The sequence below is a fragment of the Myxococcales bacterium genome (genome assembly GCA_016717005.1).
GTDB lineage: Bacteria > Myxococcota_A > Polyangia > Haliangiales > Haliangiaceae > UBA2376.
The window spans coordinates 397,353-413,299 of the sequence record JADJUF010000039.1 but is presented as its reverse complement, the minus strand read 5'-3'; the positions used below and the strand labels follow the sequence as shown (position 1 = coordinate 413,299).

General features: G+C 73.4%; 15 protein-coding genes and 1 pseudogene. 5 read left to right on the top strand and 11 right to left on the bottom strand.

The features are described from left to right. Window positions 1-33: 33 nt before the first annotated feature. From IPL61_32775 to IPL61_32760, 4 genes are all read right to left on the bottom strand, one after another. Window positions 34-318, bottom strand: a complete 285-nt coding sequence (locus IPL61_32775) for a hypothetical protein (GenBank protein ID MBK9035971.1) — start codon at window positions 316-318, stop codon at window positions 34-36. 136 nt (window positions 319-454) lie between these two features. Then, window positions 455-925 carry a hypothetical protein gene (locus IPL61_32770; protein MBK9035970.1) on the bottom strand — a complete coding sequence of 157 codons (471 nt, stop codon included), beginning with the start codon at window positions 923-925 and terminating at the stop codon, window positions 455-457. Window positions 926-1,126: 201 nt separating this feature from the next. Next, the gene (locus tag IPL61_32765; protein ID MBK9035969.1) at window positions 1,127-2,113 is read right to left on the bottom strand and encodes an extensin family protein; all 987 of its coding nucleotides are present in this window, start codon (window positions 2,111-2,113) and stop codon (window positions 1,127-1,129) included. Between the two features lie 345 nt (window positions 2,114-2,458). Continuing rightward, a complete protein-coding gene (locus IPL61_32760; GenBank protein MBK9035968.1) occupies window positions 2,459-2,980 on the bottom strand; it encodes a hypothetical protein in 522 nt (173 codons plus the stop codon). 94 nt (window positions 2,981-3,074) lie between these two features. On the opposite strand from IPL61_32760, the gene IPL61_32755 reads away from it, so the two are divergent. Then, complete coding sequence (locus IPL61_32755) at window positions 3,075-3,743, top strand: hypothetical protein (GenBank protein MBK9035967.1); 669 nt, start codon at window positions 3,075-3,077, stop codon at window positions 3,741-3,743. Between the two features lie 23 nt (window positions 3,744-3,766). On the opposite strand, the gene IPL61_32750 is transcribed toward IPL61_32755, so the two are convergent. Next, on the bottom strand, window positions 3,767-4,558 hold the full coding sequence (locus tag IPL61_32750) for a hypothetical protein (protein ID MBK9035966.1): 792 nt from the start codon (window positions 4,556-4,558) through the stop codon (window positions 3,767-3,769). A 295-nt stretch (window positions 4,559-4,853) separates the two neighbouring features. Between IPL61_32750 and IPL61_32745 the strand changes: the two genes are divergently transcribed. After that, window positions 4,854-5,573 carry a hypothetical protein gene (locus tag IPL61_32745; GenBank protein MBK9035965.1) on the top strand — a complete coding sequence of 240 codons (720 nt, stop codon included), beginning with the start codon at window positions 4,854-4,856 and terminating at the stop codon, window positions 5,571-5,573. Window positions 5,574-6,554: 981 nt separating this feature from the next. On the opposite strand, the gene IPL61_32740 is transcribed toward IPL61_32745, so the two are convergent. The 5 genes from IPL61_32740 to IPL61_32720 all read right to left on the bottom strand — a co-directional run bounded on the left by IPL61_32740 (window position 6,555) and on the right by IPL61_32720 (window position 11,117). After that, the gene (locus IPL61_32740; protein MBK9035964.1) at window positions 6,555-7,304 is read right to left on the bottom strand and encodes a hypothetical protein; all 750 of its coding nucleotides are present in this window, start codon (window positions 7,302-7,304) and stop codon (window positions 6,555-6,557) included. Between the two features lie 228 nt (window positions 7,305-7,532). Then, window positions 7,533-8,357: an SDR family NAD(P)-dependent oxidoreductase gene (locus IPL61_32735; GenBank protein ID MBK9035963.1), complete on the bottom strand. Its 825-nt coding sequence runs from the start codon at window positions 8,355-8,357 to the stop codon at window positions 7,533-7,535. 9 nt (window positions 8,358-8,366) lie between these two features. Continuing rightward, entirely contained in the window at window positions 8,367-8,681 is a 315-nt protein-coding gene (locus IPL61_32730) for a hypothetical protein (protein MBK9035962.1), read from the bottom strand. Next, window positions 8,603-10,219 (bottom strand): PAS domain-containing protein, encoded by a 1,617-nt coding sequence (locus IPL61_32725; GenBank protein ID MBK9035961.1) that lies wholly within the window; start codon window positions 10,217-10,219, stop codon window positions 8,603-8,605. The genes IPL61_32730 and IPL61_32725 overlap by 79 nt, the downstream gene beginning before the upstream one ends. Before the next feature lie 466 nt (window positions 10,220-10,685). Continuing rightward, window positions 10,686-11,117 (bottom strand): CBS domain-containing protein, encoded by a 432-nt coding sequence (locus IPL61_32720; protein MBK9035960.1) that lies wholly within the window; start codon window positions 11,115-11,117, stop codon window positions 10,686-10,688. Between the two features lie 157 nt (window positions 11,118-11,274). On the opposite strand from IPL61_32720, the gene IPL61_32715 reads away from it, so the two are divergent. The 3 genes and pseudogenes from IPL61_32715 to IPL61_32705 all read left to right on the top strand — a co-directional run bounded on the left by IPL61_32715 (window position 11,275) and on the right by IPL61_32705 (window position 13,612). After that, the gene (locus IPL61_32715) at window positions 11,275-11,640 is read left to right on the top strand and encodes a winged helix-turn-helix transcriptional regulator (protein MBK9035959.1); all 366 of its coding nucleotides are present in this window, start codon (window positions 11,275-11,277) and stop codon (window positions 11,638-11,640) included. A 22-nt stretch (window positions 11,641-11,662) separates the two neighbouring features. Further along, a pseudogene (arsB, locus tag IPL61_32710) lies at window positions 11,663-12,755 on the top strand (ACR3 family arsenite efflux transporter). Between the two features lie 155 nt (window positions 12,756-12,910). Next, window positions 12,911-13,612, top strand: coding sequence for a VOC family protein (locus IPL61_32705; protein MBK9035958.1), 702 nt, complete (start codon window positions 12,911-12,913; stop codon window positions 13,610-13,612). Between the two features lie 424 nt (window positions 13,613-14,036). Here IPL61_32705 and IPL61_32700 read toward each other — a convergent pair whose 3' ends face one another. After that, a complete protein-coding gene (locus IPL61_32700) occupies window positions 14,037-15,308 on the bottom strand; it encodes a hypothetical protein (protein MBK9035957.1) in 1,272 nt (423 codons plus the stop codon). Between the last annotated feature and the right edge of the window lie 639 nt (window positions 15,309-15,947).

Below are 15,947 nucleotides of genomic sequence, written 5' to 3'. Positions count from 1 at the left end.
TCGGGCGGCGCCGTGCCGTCGAGTTCGATGATCTCATCGGGCGCAGGTGCCTCGAGCTCCTGCAAGGTCGCGGGATCTGGCGTCGGCGTCGGTGTTGGTGACGGTGACGGTGTTGGTGACGGTGACGGTGTCGGTGTCGGTGACGGTGACGGTGTCGGTGACGGTGACGGTGACGGTGTCGGTGTCGTCGGCTGCGGCGTCCGCGTCGGCGTCGGCGGCGTCGGTGTCGTCGGCGTCGGAGCCGGTGTCGGTGTCGGTGTCGGTGTAGTGGGTGGTGGGGTCGGCGTGGGCTGGGCGTGACCGATCGTCGGCGCGCACAGCGTCGCGACGACGGCTGCACGCACCCAGCCCCGCGTGAAGACGCGAGTGGACATACGTTGCTCCTGGGCGAAGTTGGAAGGCTGGACGTCAGCGACGCGCGCGATCCATCACCCGAGGGCAACGTCCGCGCGCGTCAGGCCGGCGGCCCGCGCGCGCCTGCGACCGGGACCGACGCGAACGTGACGATCTGTGCGCACCACGGAGGCGTCGCCGGTCGCTCGTGCCAGGTCACGATCGGGATCGCGACCGGCGGCGGCGGCGGCGCCAGCGCCAGGCCGCGGTGGGCCAGGCTGTGCCGGCCGTGGGCCGCGCGACCAGCGACAGCGCGCGCGGCGACGGGCCCCATCGGTACCGGCTCGCTGCCCTCGGTCGAGTCCCACACGTCCTCGCCATTGGGACCGTGTCGATGCGGCGCGTCGTAGTGGACGTGCACGATGGTGGCCGTCGTCGGGCCATCGCCCTCGTGGACGTGCGCCGCCAGGTGGCGGTGCAACGCCAGGTGCAGGTCGGGCCCGAGCTCGATCCCGACGACCCACAGCAGGACCGCCACCAGCGCCAGGCGCCGCCGGGCGGCTCGCGGGCGGACGCCGTGAGACCGAGGCACGCGCCGAGCGTAGCGGCAGCCGCTTGCCATGAACAAGGGCCTGGCGCTGATGAGTGTCTCTGCAGCCGTCTTCGACTCGCAGCTACCGAGCCTTCCGGCGTCGGTCGGTAGGCTCGCCGGACCTGTCTCGACCGGCGGCGGCAGACGTGGCATGCGATCAACCGAACTCGCGATGCACGGGCGGAACCGGCCCGCTGAACCTCAGTCGTCGTCGGGGCCGTGGTCCATCGGCGCGCGGCCGCGGATGAAGTCGGAGCCGGTGGTCAGGTCGACGTGGAAGTGATCGCGGTGCGCCGAGTTGTAGTTGGGCGTGAGCACGATGTTCCAGACGTCGTCGCCCTTGAGCGCGCAGATCAGCTTGTGCAGCCAGTCGTCCTTGGCGTCCTCGGTGGTCGCGGCGCAGGTGGGCTCGGTCGAGGGATCGATGACCCAGTCGGTCTCGACGGTGTAGGTCGTGTCGTCGGCGTGGACGAACCGCGCCAGGTCGATGGCCTTGGCGTACGCGTGCTGCGACATGCCGCTGGGGCAGTCGGGCGGCGTGCCGCTGCCGATGCAGCGGTAGTTGTAGACGCCGATGTCCTGGACCTCGACCACGCCGCGGCTGCGCCAGTGCGGGGCCGCGCGCACCAGCGAGCGCGCCAGCGAGCAGTCCATGAAGAACCGCGCCCGGGGCGCGCTGTTGCCGAGGTACCGGTACACCATGCCGTTGATCGGCGTCGTGACCGTGACCGGATCGGCGACGCCCTGGTTGGCGGGGCCGACCGTGTAGGCGACGCCGTAGTGATCGAGCCAGGCGCGGCAGCTCGCCAGCTCGGGATCGTCGACCATGACGTCGATCGTCGCGGTCGCCAGGGTGGCGCCGGCCGCGTCCTTGGCGGTGGCGGTGAGCGTGGTCGTGCCCAGCTCGGTCAGGTAGCCGTCGAGCGCGCCGGTCGCGTCGGCGGCGCCGAGCGCGCGGTCGTCGGCGGTGACCTCGACGGTCGCGACCTCGCCGGTGATCGCGAGCTGCACCGCCAGCGGCGCCGCGACCCAGCCGTCGGTCGGCTCGAGCATGTCGCGCACCAGCGTCGCGCCGGCCGCCGGCTCGGTGAACGCCAGGGTCACCGGCGTCGGAACGTCGTCGTCATCACCGCCGCCACCACACCCGATCATCGACAAGGACAGGAACACGGCGAGGTGAGCGCGCATCGGCGGCATTGAAACCAAGCGAGCCGTGCCGCGTCAAGTCGAAAAGGTTCGACCGTCGAACAGGTGTGTATGCAATCGGGATCATGGAAGCTTTAACCGATTTCGGCTCCGGCTCCGGCTCCGGTTCCGGCTTCCGGCTCCGGCTACGCTCGGGTTCCGGCTCCGGGTCCGCGACCGGCTCCGGCTCCGGCTCCGGCTCGGCTTCCGGCTCCGGCTCCGGGTCCGGGTCCGGGCTCCGGGGCCGGCTCGGGCTCCGGCTCCGCCTTCCGGCTCCCGGCTCCCGGGCTCCGGCTCCGGTGACCCGATCGGCTGCAACCGTCAGGTAGCAAGGTCGTTACTCGGGTGTCACACGATCGCGTCCGGTTCGAGCGCAAGGTGTCGCGCATGAAGCAAACGCTCCTCGCGCTCGTCACGGTGCTGGCACCTGGGCTGGCGCTCGCCCAGCCGTTCGATGACCAGCCGATGGCCGACCCGCCGGTCGAGGCCGAGCCGCCGCCGGTCGACCCCGCGCCCGCGCCCGAGGTCGCGCCGCCGCCCGCCGACGGGTCGAGCGTCAAGGTCAGCTACGACAAGGGCCTCACGTTCGAGACCGCCGACGACAGCTACGAGCTCAAGATCGGCATCCGGACCCAGTTCCGGTTCGAGACCGTGCGCAAGGACGACGGCGACGTCGAGTTCGAGAGCCGGTTCTTGGTGCCGCGGCTGCGCCTGCAGCTCGAGGGGCACGCGTTCGGCAAGCCCAACGCGTACAAGGTCGAGTTCGACATGGCCAACAAGGGCTACGCGGTGCTCAAGGACTTCTACGTCGAGCACGCGTTCGCCAAGGACCCTGCGCCTGCGCGCCGGCCAGTGGAAGAAGCCGTTCAACCGCGCCGAGATCGTCAGCGACTTCGGCAGCGAGTTCCTCGAGCGGTCGCTCGAGAACGAGTTCTCCGGCGCCGGCCGCGACCTCGGCGTCGCGGTGCACAACAACTACGAGAAGTCGCCCGATGGCCTCGAGTGGGCGGTCGGCATCTTCAACGCGTCGGGCGACAAGCCGGGCGGCGGCGTGACCTGCGAGCCGGGCCCGTTGCCGACCGACCCGCCGGACTGCAGCTCGAGCCTGCCGAGCAACGTGCCGACCGACTTCGGCCCGACGCTGGTGGCCCGCGCCGGCTGGAACTCCGGCGGCATCAAGGGCTACAGCGAGGGCGATCTCGAGGGCGGGCCGCTGCGGTACGCCGTCGGCGTCAGCTACCGCGTCAACCCGCGCGACTTCGACAAGGACGCGATGGACAACCTGATGATCCAGCACGCGGTCGCGCTCGACGCGATGGTCAAGGTCGAGGGCCTCGGCATCTCGGGCGCGGTCGCGCTCAAGAAGGACGGCGAGGGTGACGCCGAGATCGCCTTCTACGGCCAGGTCGGCTACATGCTCATGCCCAAGCAGCTCCTCGGCGCGGTCCGGTTCGCCCAGGTGCCCGAGGGCGACGAGCACAAGCAGGAGCTCCTCGGCGGCGTCGACTGGTTCTTCCACGGCCACAGCCTCAAGTGGATGCTCGACGCGGGCGTCATCCACACCACCGCCCCGAGCGGCGGCACCGCGACGACCGACCTGCAGGTCCGGTCGCAGATCCAGATGGTCCTCTGACCTGATCCGGGGCCGACGTCGGGTCAGGCGGGTGGCGGGGCCGCGGGCGCCGCGGGCGGCGTGGATGTCGTGGATGGCGGTCGCTCGATCGTGAAGTGATCGACCAGCGTGGCGGTGCCGACGTGGTCGTGCGGCGGGGGCAGGCGCATCGACATCCAGGCCCGCGTCCGGGTCCACCACGACGGCCGCGGTGGCGGGGCGTCGGGGCCGCGGTCGGCCGCGGCGATCACCCAGACCTCGGCGCGGTCGCGCGTGAGCTTGATGCGGACGAACTCGGCGTAGTCGACGACGCGCGCGGCGCCGCCGGCCTCGTTGCCGTGGCCGTTCCACTGCAAGCACAAGAGCAGGTACCAGCCGAACACCAGGCACGTGAAGTAGGCGCCGAAGTATGCGGTCAGGAGCAGCGCCAGCGCTGGCGGCGGGCGCAGGTCTGCCCGGGCGGGCATGGCGACGATCGGGACCACGACGTAGGCGCCGAGGAGCACCACGGCCAGCGCGAGCAGCCCGAACCGACGTCGCCACACCCGCCGGCCCAGGATCCACCTCGCCACGGGCGTGACCAGCCGGTAGAAGACGACCACGCCGATCAAGGCGACGTGCCAGCCGCCGGCGGCGATCACGCGCGTCCACGCGTACGGCAACCACACGATCAACGCGCCCGCGACCAGCGCGCCGAGCGTGAAGGCGACGCGCGCGCCCCACGGCGCCGGCTGGGCCAGCGGCGGCGTCGCGTCGGTGCGCCCGACGGTCCGCGGCGCCGGCGCGACGGCGGCGCCGAGCGCCATCATCCCCATCAGCACCAGGCCGACCACCACGTACAGCGGCAGGAACCCGTCGGCGGCGGCGCGCAGGCCGCACGACGTGTACCCGACGTAGAGCAGGCCGCCCCCAGATGGCGACGACGGCGAGCCACACCGGGCCAGTCAGCACCGCGACCTCGACGTTGTCGCGGTTGGCGCCCAGCAGCGCGGTCAGGCCGCGCACCCAGCCGCGTCGCACGCCGCGGCGCAGCCACGCCTGGTAGCGGGCTCGACGCGACGCGCGCCCCGGCGTCGGTGTGCGTCGGCGGCGCTCGATCAGCGCGTCGCCGAGCGCGGGCGGGCGCGGGCCGTGGCGCAACCAGCGCGTGAGGCGGCGCGCACCGATGATGGCGCCGATGCCGACGACCGTGGCGACCATCGCGGCGAGCACGACCAGGAAGTGCGTGCGCGCCCCGCTCGGGTCGGCCGACAGGTCGAGCAGCGGCACGTCGAGCACGTTGACCGGCTCATCGCCGCGCCGACCGGCCAGGTAGGTGAGGCCGAAGCACAGGAGCGCGACCGCGGTGCCGGCGAGCCCGACCGCCCCGGCCTGGAACACGGCCATCGGCCGCATCAGGCGCCCGCCGATCGCTTGCACCGAGGCCGCGGCCGGTGGCCACGATCGCCGCGGCGCGGTCCCGCCGAGCCGGACCTGCCCCGGGTGATGGAACGCGCCGCCGAGGCCCGAGACCACCGACGCGTAGCGGGGCTGCTCGGGCGTCTCGTTGGGCGCCGCGGCCCGGTTGCTGGCCGCGGGGTTGCTCGCCGCGACCGACTCGCTCGCGGTCGCGCTCGTCGGCGCGCTCGGCGCGGCGTCGATCGCGACCAGGCCGACCTGGACCGCCAGCGCCGCCGCGGCGTCGTCGGCCTCGACCCGGCCCTCGACGTCCTTGCCCCAGTAGCGCTCGTAGACGTGGGCGTCGCCGGACAGATCGAGCCGCAGCTCGGTGTCGTCGAGGAGCTGCCCCTCGCGCAGGAACGGCTGTGCGTGCGCCGGGCCCAGGCCGACCTGTTCGAACACCGCGGCTAGCTCGGCGGCGGCGTGCGACGGGCCGTGATAGACGACCGCCGGGCGCGACGTCACGACGATGCGCGCGGGCCGATCGGTCGTCGACGCCGTCGACCGTTCGGCCAGCTCGCGGAAGTACGCCGCCTGACGCGCGTCGACGCCGCGGAACTCGACGTCGAGCCCCCAGAGCTGCCAGCCGAACGCCAGATCGAGCGCGAAGTACGACGCGCCCTGCTGGCGCTGGTAGCCGGGCAAGGTGACCAACGGCGGCTGCGGCGGGTGCGCCTGCGGCGGCTGCGGTGGGTGCGGCTGCGGCTGCGGCGGGTGCGCCTGCGGCGGCGGGGTCCGGAACATCTGGACGTGCCCGGCGAGCGAGTTGTAGTAGTCGTGGTTGCCCGGGATGGCGACGAGCGGCACGTCCTGGGTCACCGCGACGCCCGCCGCCCGCAGATCCTGGCGCGCCCAGGCGAACGGCGCCCGCATCCGGCGCCGCAGCGTGTCGGCGTCGGACACCGGGTAGGCGGTGTCGCCGCCGATCACCAGCACCTGGCCGCGCGGCAGCGTCACGCTCGGTCGCCGGGCCGGCCGCTCGCCGGGCGGCGCAGCGTCCGCCCGGTCATCCGCCGGCGTGTACACGTCGAGCGTCGGGCGCTGCAGCAGGTGCGCGAGGCGGTAGACCAGCAGCGGCGAGTCGCCGGTGTCGGCCAGGAAGTCGAGCCAGACGCAGTCGGCGCCGTCGGCCGGGTCCACCCGGATCGGTGGGCCGGGCTCCATCCAGTCGCGCACGTCGGCCTCGGTCAGGCCCGAGGCGATCATGTCGCGCAGCGAGGCGGTCAGCTGGGTGCCGAGCAGCCACGCGGTCGGCAGCTCCCAGTCGCGCACCGACGTCGGTCGCGGCAGGTCCTCGGGCAGCGCCTCGTCTCCGTCACGATCACCCGGATCGCCCATGCCGCATCATCGCCCCACTTCTCCCGGGTCGCAATTTCGAGCGCGGGCGACCGCTCAGCCGGTGACGCGGCCGAACAGCACCGTCGTCGGCATGAGCCAGGGGCTGTCGAGGCCGATCCAGCCGTAGTGCGTGACCACCCCGGCGGCGTCGGTGACGAACAGCATCGTGCCCACGCCGAACCCGCCGTCCTCGTCGGAGGCCCGGCGATCGTCGCCGTGGCCGCCGCGGGTCGAGTCGGCGATCCGGACCGCGAACGCCCCGGGCCAGCCCGGCAGCGCCACCGGCGGCCCGACGATGACGCCGACGTGCCCGGTGATCTTCGACGTCGACACCGGCGAGCGCAGGAACGCGAACAGATCGCCCGGGCGCGCGTCGGCCACGTGGGCGAGGCGCTGCCAGCCGCCGCGGCTCGTGCCGACCGGGGCGCGGGCGATCGCGCGGTAGTAGTCGCGGGCGACCGGGCGGGCGCTGGCGATCGCGGCCCGGGCCCGTGGCGCGCTGCGCTTGAGCAGCCACGTCGTCATGCCCGAGCAGTCCCAGCGGTAGGTGCCGGCGCGCTCGTCGACCTGGGTGCGCGCCTGGTAGGTCGAGTCGGTGAGCGTGGCCTCGATCCGCGCGAGCCGCGCCAGCACGCGCCCGCCCGCGCGCGAGCCCGCGTCGGCGGGATCCAGGCTCTGGCGCACCGCGACGGCGCCGCGATCGAACGGGCGGACCTCGCCGATCGCGGCCGGGTCGGCGCGGCCGGGCGTGGGCCGGGCGGCGCAGGCGAGCAGGACGACGGCGGCCAGGCCCAGGTAGCGCATCGCCCTCGAGCGTACGGCATGGCCGCCGCCGTTCAAGGCCGGACACGTCAGGGCCCGCGCGTGACCAAGTCGATCGAGGATCGCGGACGAGGCGCCCGGATGGCAAGGCGACGGCGAGGACCGGGGGGGCGCGTCCTCGTTGGACGTGACCCGAGGACCGGAGCCGGCAACGCAGCCAGCCGGGATGGATCGGCCGCGAGACCGACCGAGTTGTTCACGCGCGGGCCCTTAGGGCCGTGTCAGGTGCTGGCGGGCAGCCGGGGCCGGCCCATCGACCGGGCGGCGATCCAGACGATCATGCGGCGCGGCACGAACCGCAGCGTCCACATGCCGATCTTGTTGGGCACGCCGGCGACGACGTTGCGGCGCCAGCCGAGCAGCGCGCGCAGGCCGATCGCGGCGCAGCGATCGGCGCTCATGAACGCGAACGCCCTCATCCAGCCGGGGACGGTCTGGCCCGCGACCAGGTGGAACTCGGTGACGGTCCCGCCCGGGCACAGGCAACACACCCGCACGCCGCGCGGGGCCAGCTCGTGGGCGATCGCCTCCGGTGAAGTCGCGGACGTAGGCCTTGCCGGCGGAGTAGGTGGCGTAGGTCGGGGCCGGCGTGTACGCGCCGATCGAGGCGACGTTGAGGATGTGCCCGCGCCCGCGCGCGGCCATCGCCTGCCCGAACCGGTGCGACAGCTCGGTCAGCGTGACGATGTTGAGCTGGAGCTGCTGCGCGACCCGGCCCCAGGCCTGCTCGACGAAGTACTGGTGCTCGCCGAAGCCGGCGTTATTGACGAGCACGTCGACGGGGTGGCCGGCGTCCTCGGTGCGCGCGAACAGCGCCGCGGCCGCGGTCGGGGTCGCCAGGTCGAGCGCGATCACCGTGACCTCGACCTGGTGGGCGGCCTTGATGGCCGCGGCCAGGGCCTCGAGCTCGGCCTCGCGGCGGGCGACGACGATCAGGTTGGCGCCGCGGGCGGCGAGCTGACGCGCGAGCGCCGCGCCGATGCCGCTCGAAGCGCCGGTGACGAGGGCGGTCTTGCCGCGGAGGTCGGTGGCCATGGCGCGAGGCTACACCTCGCCGGGGCTCAGCCGGGCGGCGGCGTCGCGATGAGCCGCGCGAGCGTCGCCACCAGCTCGTCGACCGAGAACGGCTTGGGCAGCACGTTGACGTCCGGGCGATCGACGAACGCGCGCGTGCGCGGGCGACACCGCGCCGCCGGTGATGAACACCATCCGCGTCGCCAGCGCCGGGCGCCGCCGGGTCAGCTCGTCGTGGACGGCGACGCCGTCGCGGCCCGGCATCATCAGGTCGCAGACGATCGCGTCGAACTCGGCCGCGAGCGCGTGGTCGATCCCGGCCTGCCCCCCGCTGGCCTCGACCACGGCGAAGCCCCTGGTCGGCGAGCATGTTGGCCACGACCCGCCGGACCACGGGCTCGTCGTCGATGATCAAGACCCGTGGCGGGCGTCGGGCGCGGGGCCACCGTCGGCGGCGACCGGCGCGGCCGGCGGTGGCGCGGTCGGCGCCGCCGGACCCGCGACGAGCGTGACCGCGACCGGCGGCGCGCCGGCGGCAAGACCACCGCGAACGTCGTGCCGTGACCGAGCGTCGACTCGATGTCGATCCGACTGCGCATCGACGTCACGATGCTCTGGCACACCGACAGGCCGAGGCCGGTGCCCTCGCCGGGCGCCTTGGTCGTGAAGAACGGATCGAACAGTCGTGGCAACAGGTCGGGCGCGATCCCCGAGCCGTTGTCGACCACCTCGATCGCGGCCTCGCCGCTGGGCCGTCGCCGGGTCCGGACCACGATCGAGTTGGCGGAGGTCGGGCGCTCAGGCATCGCGTGGCTGGCGTTGACGATCAGGTTGATCAGCACCTGGCCCAGGCGCGACTCGTTGACCAGCACGGTCGGCGTGTCGGCGTCGTAGTCGGTGGTCACCGCGGCCTGGTGGCGGACGACCGACGACACCAGCCGGATCGCCGCGTCGGCCACCGTGCGCACGTCGACGCGCACCAGCTGCTCCTGCTCGGGCCGCGCGAACGCGCGCAGGTCGGCGACGACGTCGCGGATCCGGCCCAGGCCCTCGCGCACCTGCGCCAGCGACTCGAGCATGGCCGGCGTGAGGCTGGCGGTGTCACCCAGGCGCATGCGGATCAGGTCGACGTTGCCGAGCACGTACGTGAGCGGGTTGTTGATCTCGTGGGCGACGCCGGCCGCGAGCGTGCCGGCCGCGATCAGGCGATCGGCCGAGCGCAGGCGGGCGTCGACGAGCCGTTGCTCGCTCAGATCGGCCAGGGTGCCGAACATCTGGAAGGTGCGGCCGCCGGCGCCCGGCACCGCGCGCCCCTTGGTCTGGACCCAGCTGAGCTCGCCGGTCGGACGCACCAGCCGGTACTCCATCTGGCACGGCGCGCCGCGCGCGATCGCGTCGGTCATCGTCGCCGCGACCCGGGCGCGATCGTCTGGGTGGATCCGCTCGGTCCAGATCGCGGTCTCGATCTCGACGTCGCCGGGCAGCCCGAGGATCTGCCCGAGGCCCTCGGAGATCCAGACCCGGCGCGTGTCCGGATCCCAGCGCCACAGGCCGACCCGCCCGGCGTCGAGCGCCAGGCCCAGCCAGGCCTCACGCTCGCGCAGCTCGCTGGCCGCGCGCTCGGTCTCGGTGAGCTGGCGGGCGAGCGCCTGGTTCTGGCTGGCGATCTCGGTCGCCTGCTGCTCGAGCTCGTCGAGCGCGGCGGCCGCGCCGGCGGCGAGGCGCAGGACCCGGCGGGCCCGGGACAGCAGGCCGCGCTCGCGCGGCAGCACGAGGTCGTAGGTGGCGAGGTGGGGCGTCGCGGCGAGATCGATCGTGACCGTCGCCGGCGGCAGGTCGTGCAGGGTGGGCAGGTTGCGCAGGATCCCGGCGACGAACCGCAAGGTCGGCAGCGAGCCGGCCTGGCCTGGGTCGATCGCGACCGTGAAGCGGGCGCGGCCGTCGCGGCGCGTGGCTCGAACCGCGCGGTCATGACCATCAGGTGCCGGCCCAGGCCCCAGCGCGCGAACAGCGCGTAGACGTCGTGCAGCGACAGGAAGGTGTTGGCGATCCGGACGAACGGGTGGCCCGTCCGCGCGCCGGCCCCGGCCACGAACAGCCGCTCGAGCTCGGCCGGCCCGCACGCGGCCTCGACCCGGTCCATCATCTCGACCCAGGTGCTCCACGGCACCCGGCCCGCGCGGGCCCGCACCTGGGCGGTCGTGATCGGCAGCCGCGCCCACAGCGTCTCCGCGTCGAGGCCGCGCTGCTCGACCACGTCGAGCAACAGCGCCGCCGTCTGCGCACTGACCTCGTTCACCGCTCTCGACTGGAGCGCCATCCGGGGCCGGGGCGCGACCGGAGGGCCCGTCACTCGATCATCGCGACCGCGCGGGCGTCGAGCTCGGCCTCCTCGGCCAGGCGCCGCAGGACGTCGACGAAACTCACGATTCCGACCGGGACCCCGTCGGCGTCGACGATCGGCACCGCGCCGATGCGGTGGTCGACGATGTGGCGGGCGACCACCCCGAGCTCGTCGTCGGGGTTCGCCGTGACCGGCGCTGGGGTCATGATCGTGGCGACCGGCGCGTCGAGCGCCGGGGCCGGCGCGCCGGCGTCGTTGCCGATCATCGGGCCGCGCAGATCGCGATCGCTGACGATCCCGACCAGGCGGCCGGTCGGGTCGACCACCGGCAGGTGCCGGAGGCCGCGGGCCACCATCAGCGCGGCGGCGGCGCCGGCGGTCGCCGTGGTCAGGATGGTCGCGGGCTGCGGGGTCATGATGTGGGCGATGCGGGTCATGGCGGCGACCCCACTGTCGCGCTCGCCGCGCGGCGGCGCAAGCCGTCCGAGGGCCGGCCCGGCCCGGTCGCGCGCCGCGGCCGGCGGGGGTTGACGGCGGTGGCGGGGCGGGATCCGTCGGCTTGACGACCGACTGATATGGAGATATGTAAATATGATGTTGTCATCGGTCGAGGCCGCGGATCTGCGCCCGTACTCGCGCGCCTTCCGGGCGCTGGGCGACGAGACCCGGCTCCGGATCGTCGCGCTGCTCAGCCACGGCGAGCTGTGCGTCTGCCACGTCGAGCAGGCGCTCGGGCTCTCCCAGCCGACCGTGTCGCGCAGCATGGGCATCCTGCGCGCGGCCGGGCTGGTCGACGGTCGCCGCGACGGCAGCTGGGTCTACTACCGGCTGGTGCCCCAGGCCGTGCCGGCGCTGCAGGCCGTGATCGACGGGCTCGCCGAGGTGTTCGCCACGCCCCGGGTGCTGCGCAACGACCTCGTGCGCCTGAAGAAGGCGTGCGGCCCCGACGCCTGCCGCTGACCGCGCCGCGATCGGATCCACCATGGCCGCCGCCGACGTTGGGCTCGCGCACAAGCTGTCGTTCCTCGACCGCTACCTGACGCTCTGGATCTTCCTGGCGATGGGCCTCGGCGTCGGGCTCGGGTCGGCCGCGCCCGGGTCACCGCCGGCTCCAGCGGCTCAGCGTCGGCGCGACGTCGGTGCCGATCGCGGTCGGCCTCATCCTCATGATGTTCCCGCCGCTGGCCAAGGTCCGCTACGAGCAGCTGGGCAAGGTCTTCCGCAACACCCGGGTGCTGACGCTGTCGCTGGTGCAGAACTGGGTCATCGGCCCGGTGCTCGTGTTCGCCCTGCCGGTGCTGTTCCTGCGCCATCTCCGCGCCTACATGCTCGGCCTGGCCTCGATCGGCCTCGCGCGCTGCATCGCGATGGTGCTCGTCTGGAACGAGCTCGCGCACGGCGACCCCGAGTACTGCGCCGGGCTGGTCGCCCTCAACTCGATCTTCCAGGTGCTGTTCTTCTCGGTCTACGCGTACGTGTTCGCGACCGTGCTCCCGGGATGGCTGGGGCTCGAGACCGTCGCGGTCAAGATCACGATCGGCCAGATCGCGCGCAGCGTCGCGATCTACCTCGGCATCCCGTTCGCGGCCGGCTTCCTGACCCGGCGGGCGCTGGTCCGGGCCCGCGGGCGGGCGTGGTACGAGGCCGAGTTCCTGCCGCGGATCGGGCCGATCACGCTGGTGGCGCTGTTGTTCACGATCGTCGTGATGTTCTCGCTGCAGGGCGAGGCCATCCTCGACCGCCCGCTCGACGTCGTGCGGATCGCGATCCCGCTGCTGATCTACTTCGTCGATGTTCGTGGCGTCGCTCGCGCTGAGCAAGCGCTTCGGCGCGACCTACCCCAGGCCGCGACGCTGTCGTTCACCGCGGCGTCGAACAACTTCGAGCTGGCGATCGCGGTCGCGGTCGCCACGTTCGGCATCGACAGCGGCGCGGCGCTCGCGGCGGTCGTCGGGCCGCTGGTCGAGGTGCCCGCCCTGATCGGCCTGGTCCACGTCGCGCTGTGGGCCCGGCGTCGCTACTTCACCCCGGACCAGTGCTCGACCGAAAACGTGACAAGCCCGGAGGCCCCATGACGCTCGGTCCCGCGCGCATCCTGTTCCTGTGCGTGGCCAACTCGGCCCGCAGCCAGATGGCCGAGGCGCTCGCCCGGCAGCTCCTGGGCGACCGCGCGATCGTCCAGAGCGCCGGCAGCCGGCCGAGCCACGTCAACCCGTACGCGATCGAGGTCATGGCCGAGCTCGGCGCCGACCTGACGGCCCACGGCTCGAAGTCGGTCGACACGATCGATCCGGCCTCGGTCGACACGGTGATCACGCTGTGCGCCGAGGAGGTGTGCCCGGTCTTGCTCGGCGGCGCCCGACGCCTGCACTGGCCGATCGCCGATCCGGCCAGCGACGATCCGACGCTGTCGGGCGACGACCTGCGCGCGCGGTTCCGGGCCGCCCGCGATCAGCTGCGCGGGCGGATCGAGGTCCTGGCGGCGCTGCTCGACGTGCCGGCCGGGCCGCGGCCGATCGAGTTCCACGCCAGCGTGCGCGTCCGGGACCTCGCGGCCAGCGCGCGGTTCTACGCCTGGCTGCTCGGCGCCCCGCCGCGGACCTGGACCCACCGCTACGCGACCTTCGTCGTGCCCGAGCTGCGCACCAACTTCGTCGTCGTCGTCGCCGACGGCCACGACCTCCACCACGACACGCTCTACCACCTCGGCGTCGAGGTCGCCGATCGCGCCGCGGTCGTGCGCGCCCACGCGCTGGCCCTGGAGCTCGGCGCGGGCGTGGTCAAGCCGCCGCGCACGACCTGGCGCGGCACGCCGCTGCACGAGCTGTGGCTGCGCGACCCCGACGGCAACCTCGTCGAGATCTACGCCCGCCTGACCGACGCCGAGCTGGCCGCCGCGCCGCCCGACCTCGAGCCGACCGCGCTGACCTGAGCGCGGGCCGAGGCGCTTCGGCGCCGCTCCGAACCGACGCGCAGGTCAGCGGCGCGCCATGCGGTAGGCCGGGACGTGACACCGTCGACGGTGACGGCGGGCCGACCTCGGTGCGTTGCCACGACGGCCGCACGATCCCGCTCGTGACGCCGCTGATCGAGCCCGGGGCCGCGCGCGCCCATCAGCGGGCGTCCGTGCTCGACCGCCCGCGCCTGGTCGGCCGCGCCGCGCTGCCGCGCGCGCGCGGTGCCCCCGAGGTGACGGGCGGGCGGCGCAGCGTCGGTGGTGGCAAGTCGGCGTTCGCGCCTCGGACGCGCTCGGGTGGGGACCCTGGCGCTCGAGATGCCGACCTGACCTGGATGAGACCGCGGACTTCGGCGCACCCGCTGCGCCTGCCTGGCCGTGGCGACAGGGCGGCTGCGCGTCAGAACCCGACGTTGGCCCCGAGCTGGAACAGCAGGTCGTTGATCAGCTTGGCCTCGCCGCGCTTGAGCATCCGGACCGAGCCCTGGAGCTTGGCGTCGTGGCCCCAGCCGTAGTAGCTGGCGCCCAGGGTCAGCTCTCGCTCGGCGACCAGATCGTCGACGCGGGCGTCGACGAGGGCGAAGCGGGCGACGGCCTGCCAGGTCGGCTTGATCATGTAGCCGGCCTGCATGTGGAAGCCGATGTACGCCAGCTCCTGATCCGAGAGCGGGTGGACGCCGGCCTGGCGGGTCATCGCGTAGAAGCCGCCGGTCGACGAGAAGCCCTGGGCCTTGACGATGTAGTCGAGCTCGAACTTGTCGTTCGAGGTGGTGTCCTCGTCGAAGTTGGTCTCGCCCCAGAAGCTGGCGGCGGCGGCCCAGCGCAGCGGCCCGCCGTCGAGGTCGGCCTCGCTGTAGCCCTTGACGCCGCCGGAGTTGAGCCCGACGCGGCCGATGAACACCGGCTTGAACTCGGCCGGGACGTTGGTGACGCTGATGATCGGCTCGTCGGCCGGCCCGGCCTTGACCTCGAACTGGGCGGCGTCGCCGGTCCCGTTCCAGACGCCGACGGTCCACTCGATCTCCGGCGACTCCTCGTAGCCGTTGTGGATGGCGACGCCGATGTCGCGGCCGGCGCCGAAGATCTTGTCGGTGATCGAGCGATCGGTCAGCTCGAGCTTGCCGCTCGAGGTGATCTGCTGGCGCGAGAACGGGCGCTTCCACTGGCCGGCGCGGAACCACAGGTCGCCGCTCAGGCGCGCGTCGACGTAGAAGTCCTTGAGCGACGGGTTGCCCTTGCCGAAGTCGGGCTGGAACTTGTAGCGGAGGTCGTCGCCGTGGAGGTTGCCCTCGAGCACGATCCGGGCGCGGCGGATCTGGAACGCGCCCTTGACCTCCTTCTCACCGGTCGCGACCCGGGTCATGTAGAGGTACGGCTCGACCCGGGCCTTGAGCTTGAGCGAGAACGCACCGTCGTCGCTCTTGATGAAGAAGCCCTTGGCGTAGCCGGCGTTGCCGGTGGCCTTGGCCTGGGCCGGCGGCTCGTCGGGCGGCGGCTCGTCGGGCGGCGGCTCGTCGGTCTCGGTCCCGTCGGGGCCGATCACCTCGTCGGTCTCGTGGACGGTGCCGCCGAGATCTCCGGTCTCGTCCTCGTCGGTGGGCTGCGCGCGCGCGAGCGTCGTCAGCGAGAGAAATGCGGCGGCGGTGAACAGTCCTGCGAGGTGCGAGCTCATCGTGCCCGCAAGTGTAGACGGGTTCGCGCGGGCGCGCGCGTTTCGGGCGGGCCGGGTCGCGGCGGTTGCCCCGGTCGCGCCGGTCGCGTCGGTCACGTCGGTCGCGTCGGTCGCGTCGGTCGCGTCTGCGTGTCGGCGTACTTCGCTCGGTCGAGCATTGATCCGGGCGACGGAAGTCTCGCGTCGTGGAGACGCGGCGCGCGCGGCTCGTCGGCGCGCGCGGCTCGTCGGCGCGCGCGGCTCGTCGGCGCGCGCGGCTCGTCGGAGCGCGCGGGGGCTCGCCGGGGCTCGCGGGGCTCGCGGGGCTCGTCGACGCTTGACCCTCGAGGTGCGGGCCTGGGCCGGGCGAGGACCCGGACCTCGGAGTACCCCTGCACCTGCCTGGCAGGGCGAGGCCACGGACCTCGGCCCCTGTAGCTGCCTCGTGCAGTCGAGACCACGGCGCACCATCGGACTGCTCGCAGTCGGCTGGCGCCGAGGTCCGTGGTCTCGCCCGGCCCAGGCAAGTGCACAAGGCACCGAGGTCCGTCTCGCCCGACCAGGCATGCGCAGGGATACGCAGAGGTCCGTGTCCGACTGCTCCAGGCAGGTGCAGAGGATCGGCCTTCGATGGCGGCGCTAGGTGCTCATATTTGATTA

Excerpts from the sequence above, each read along its gene's own strand:
- IPL61_32765 (MBK9035969.1), bottom strand. The coding sequence starts at position 2,113 with ATGCGCGCTCACCTCGCCGTGTTCCTGTCCTTGTCGATGATCGGGTGT.
- IPL61_32735 (MBK9035963.1), bottom strand. The coding sequence starts at position 8,357 with ATGGCCACCGACCTCCGCGGCAAGACCGCCCTCGTCACCGGCGCTTCG.
- IPL61_32700 (MBK9035957.1), bottom strand. The coding sequence starts at position 15,308 with ATGAGCTCGCACCTCGCAGGACTGTTCACCGCCGCCGCATTTCTCTCG.
- IPL61_32715 (MBK9035959.1), top strand. The coding sequence starts at position 11,275 with ATGTTGTCATCGGTCGAGGCCGCGGATCTGCGCCCGTACTCGCGCGCC.
- IPL61_32720 (MBK9035960.1), bottom strand. The coding sequence starts at position 11,117 with ATGACCCGCATCGCCCACATCATGACCCCGCAGCCCGCGACCATCCTG.
- IPL61_32705 (MBK9035958.1), top strand. The coding sequence starts at position 12,911 with ATGGCCGAGCTCGGCGCCGACCTGACGGCCCACGGCTCGAAGTCGGTC.
- IPL61_32740 (MBK9035964.1), bottom strand. The coding sequence starts at position 7,304 with ATGCGCTACCTGGGCCTGGCCGCCGTCGTCCTGCTCGCCTGCGCCGCC.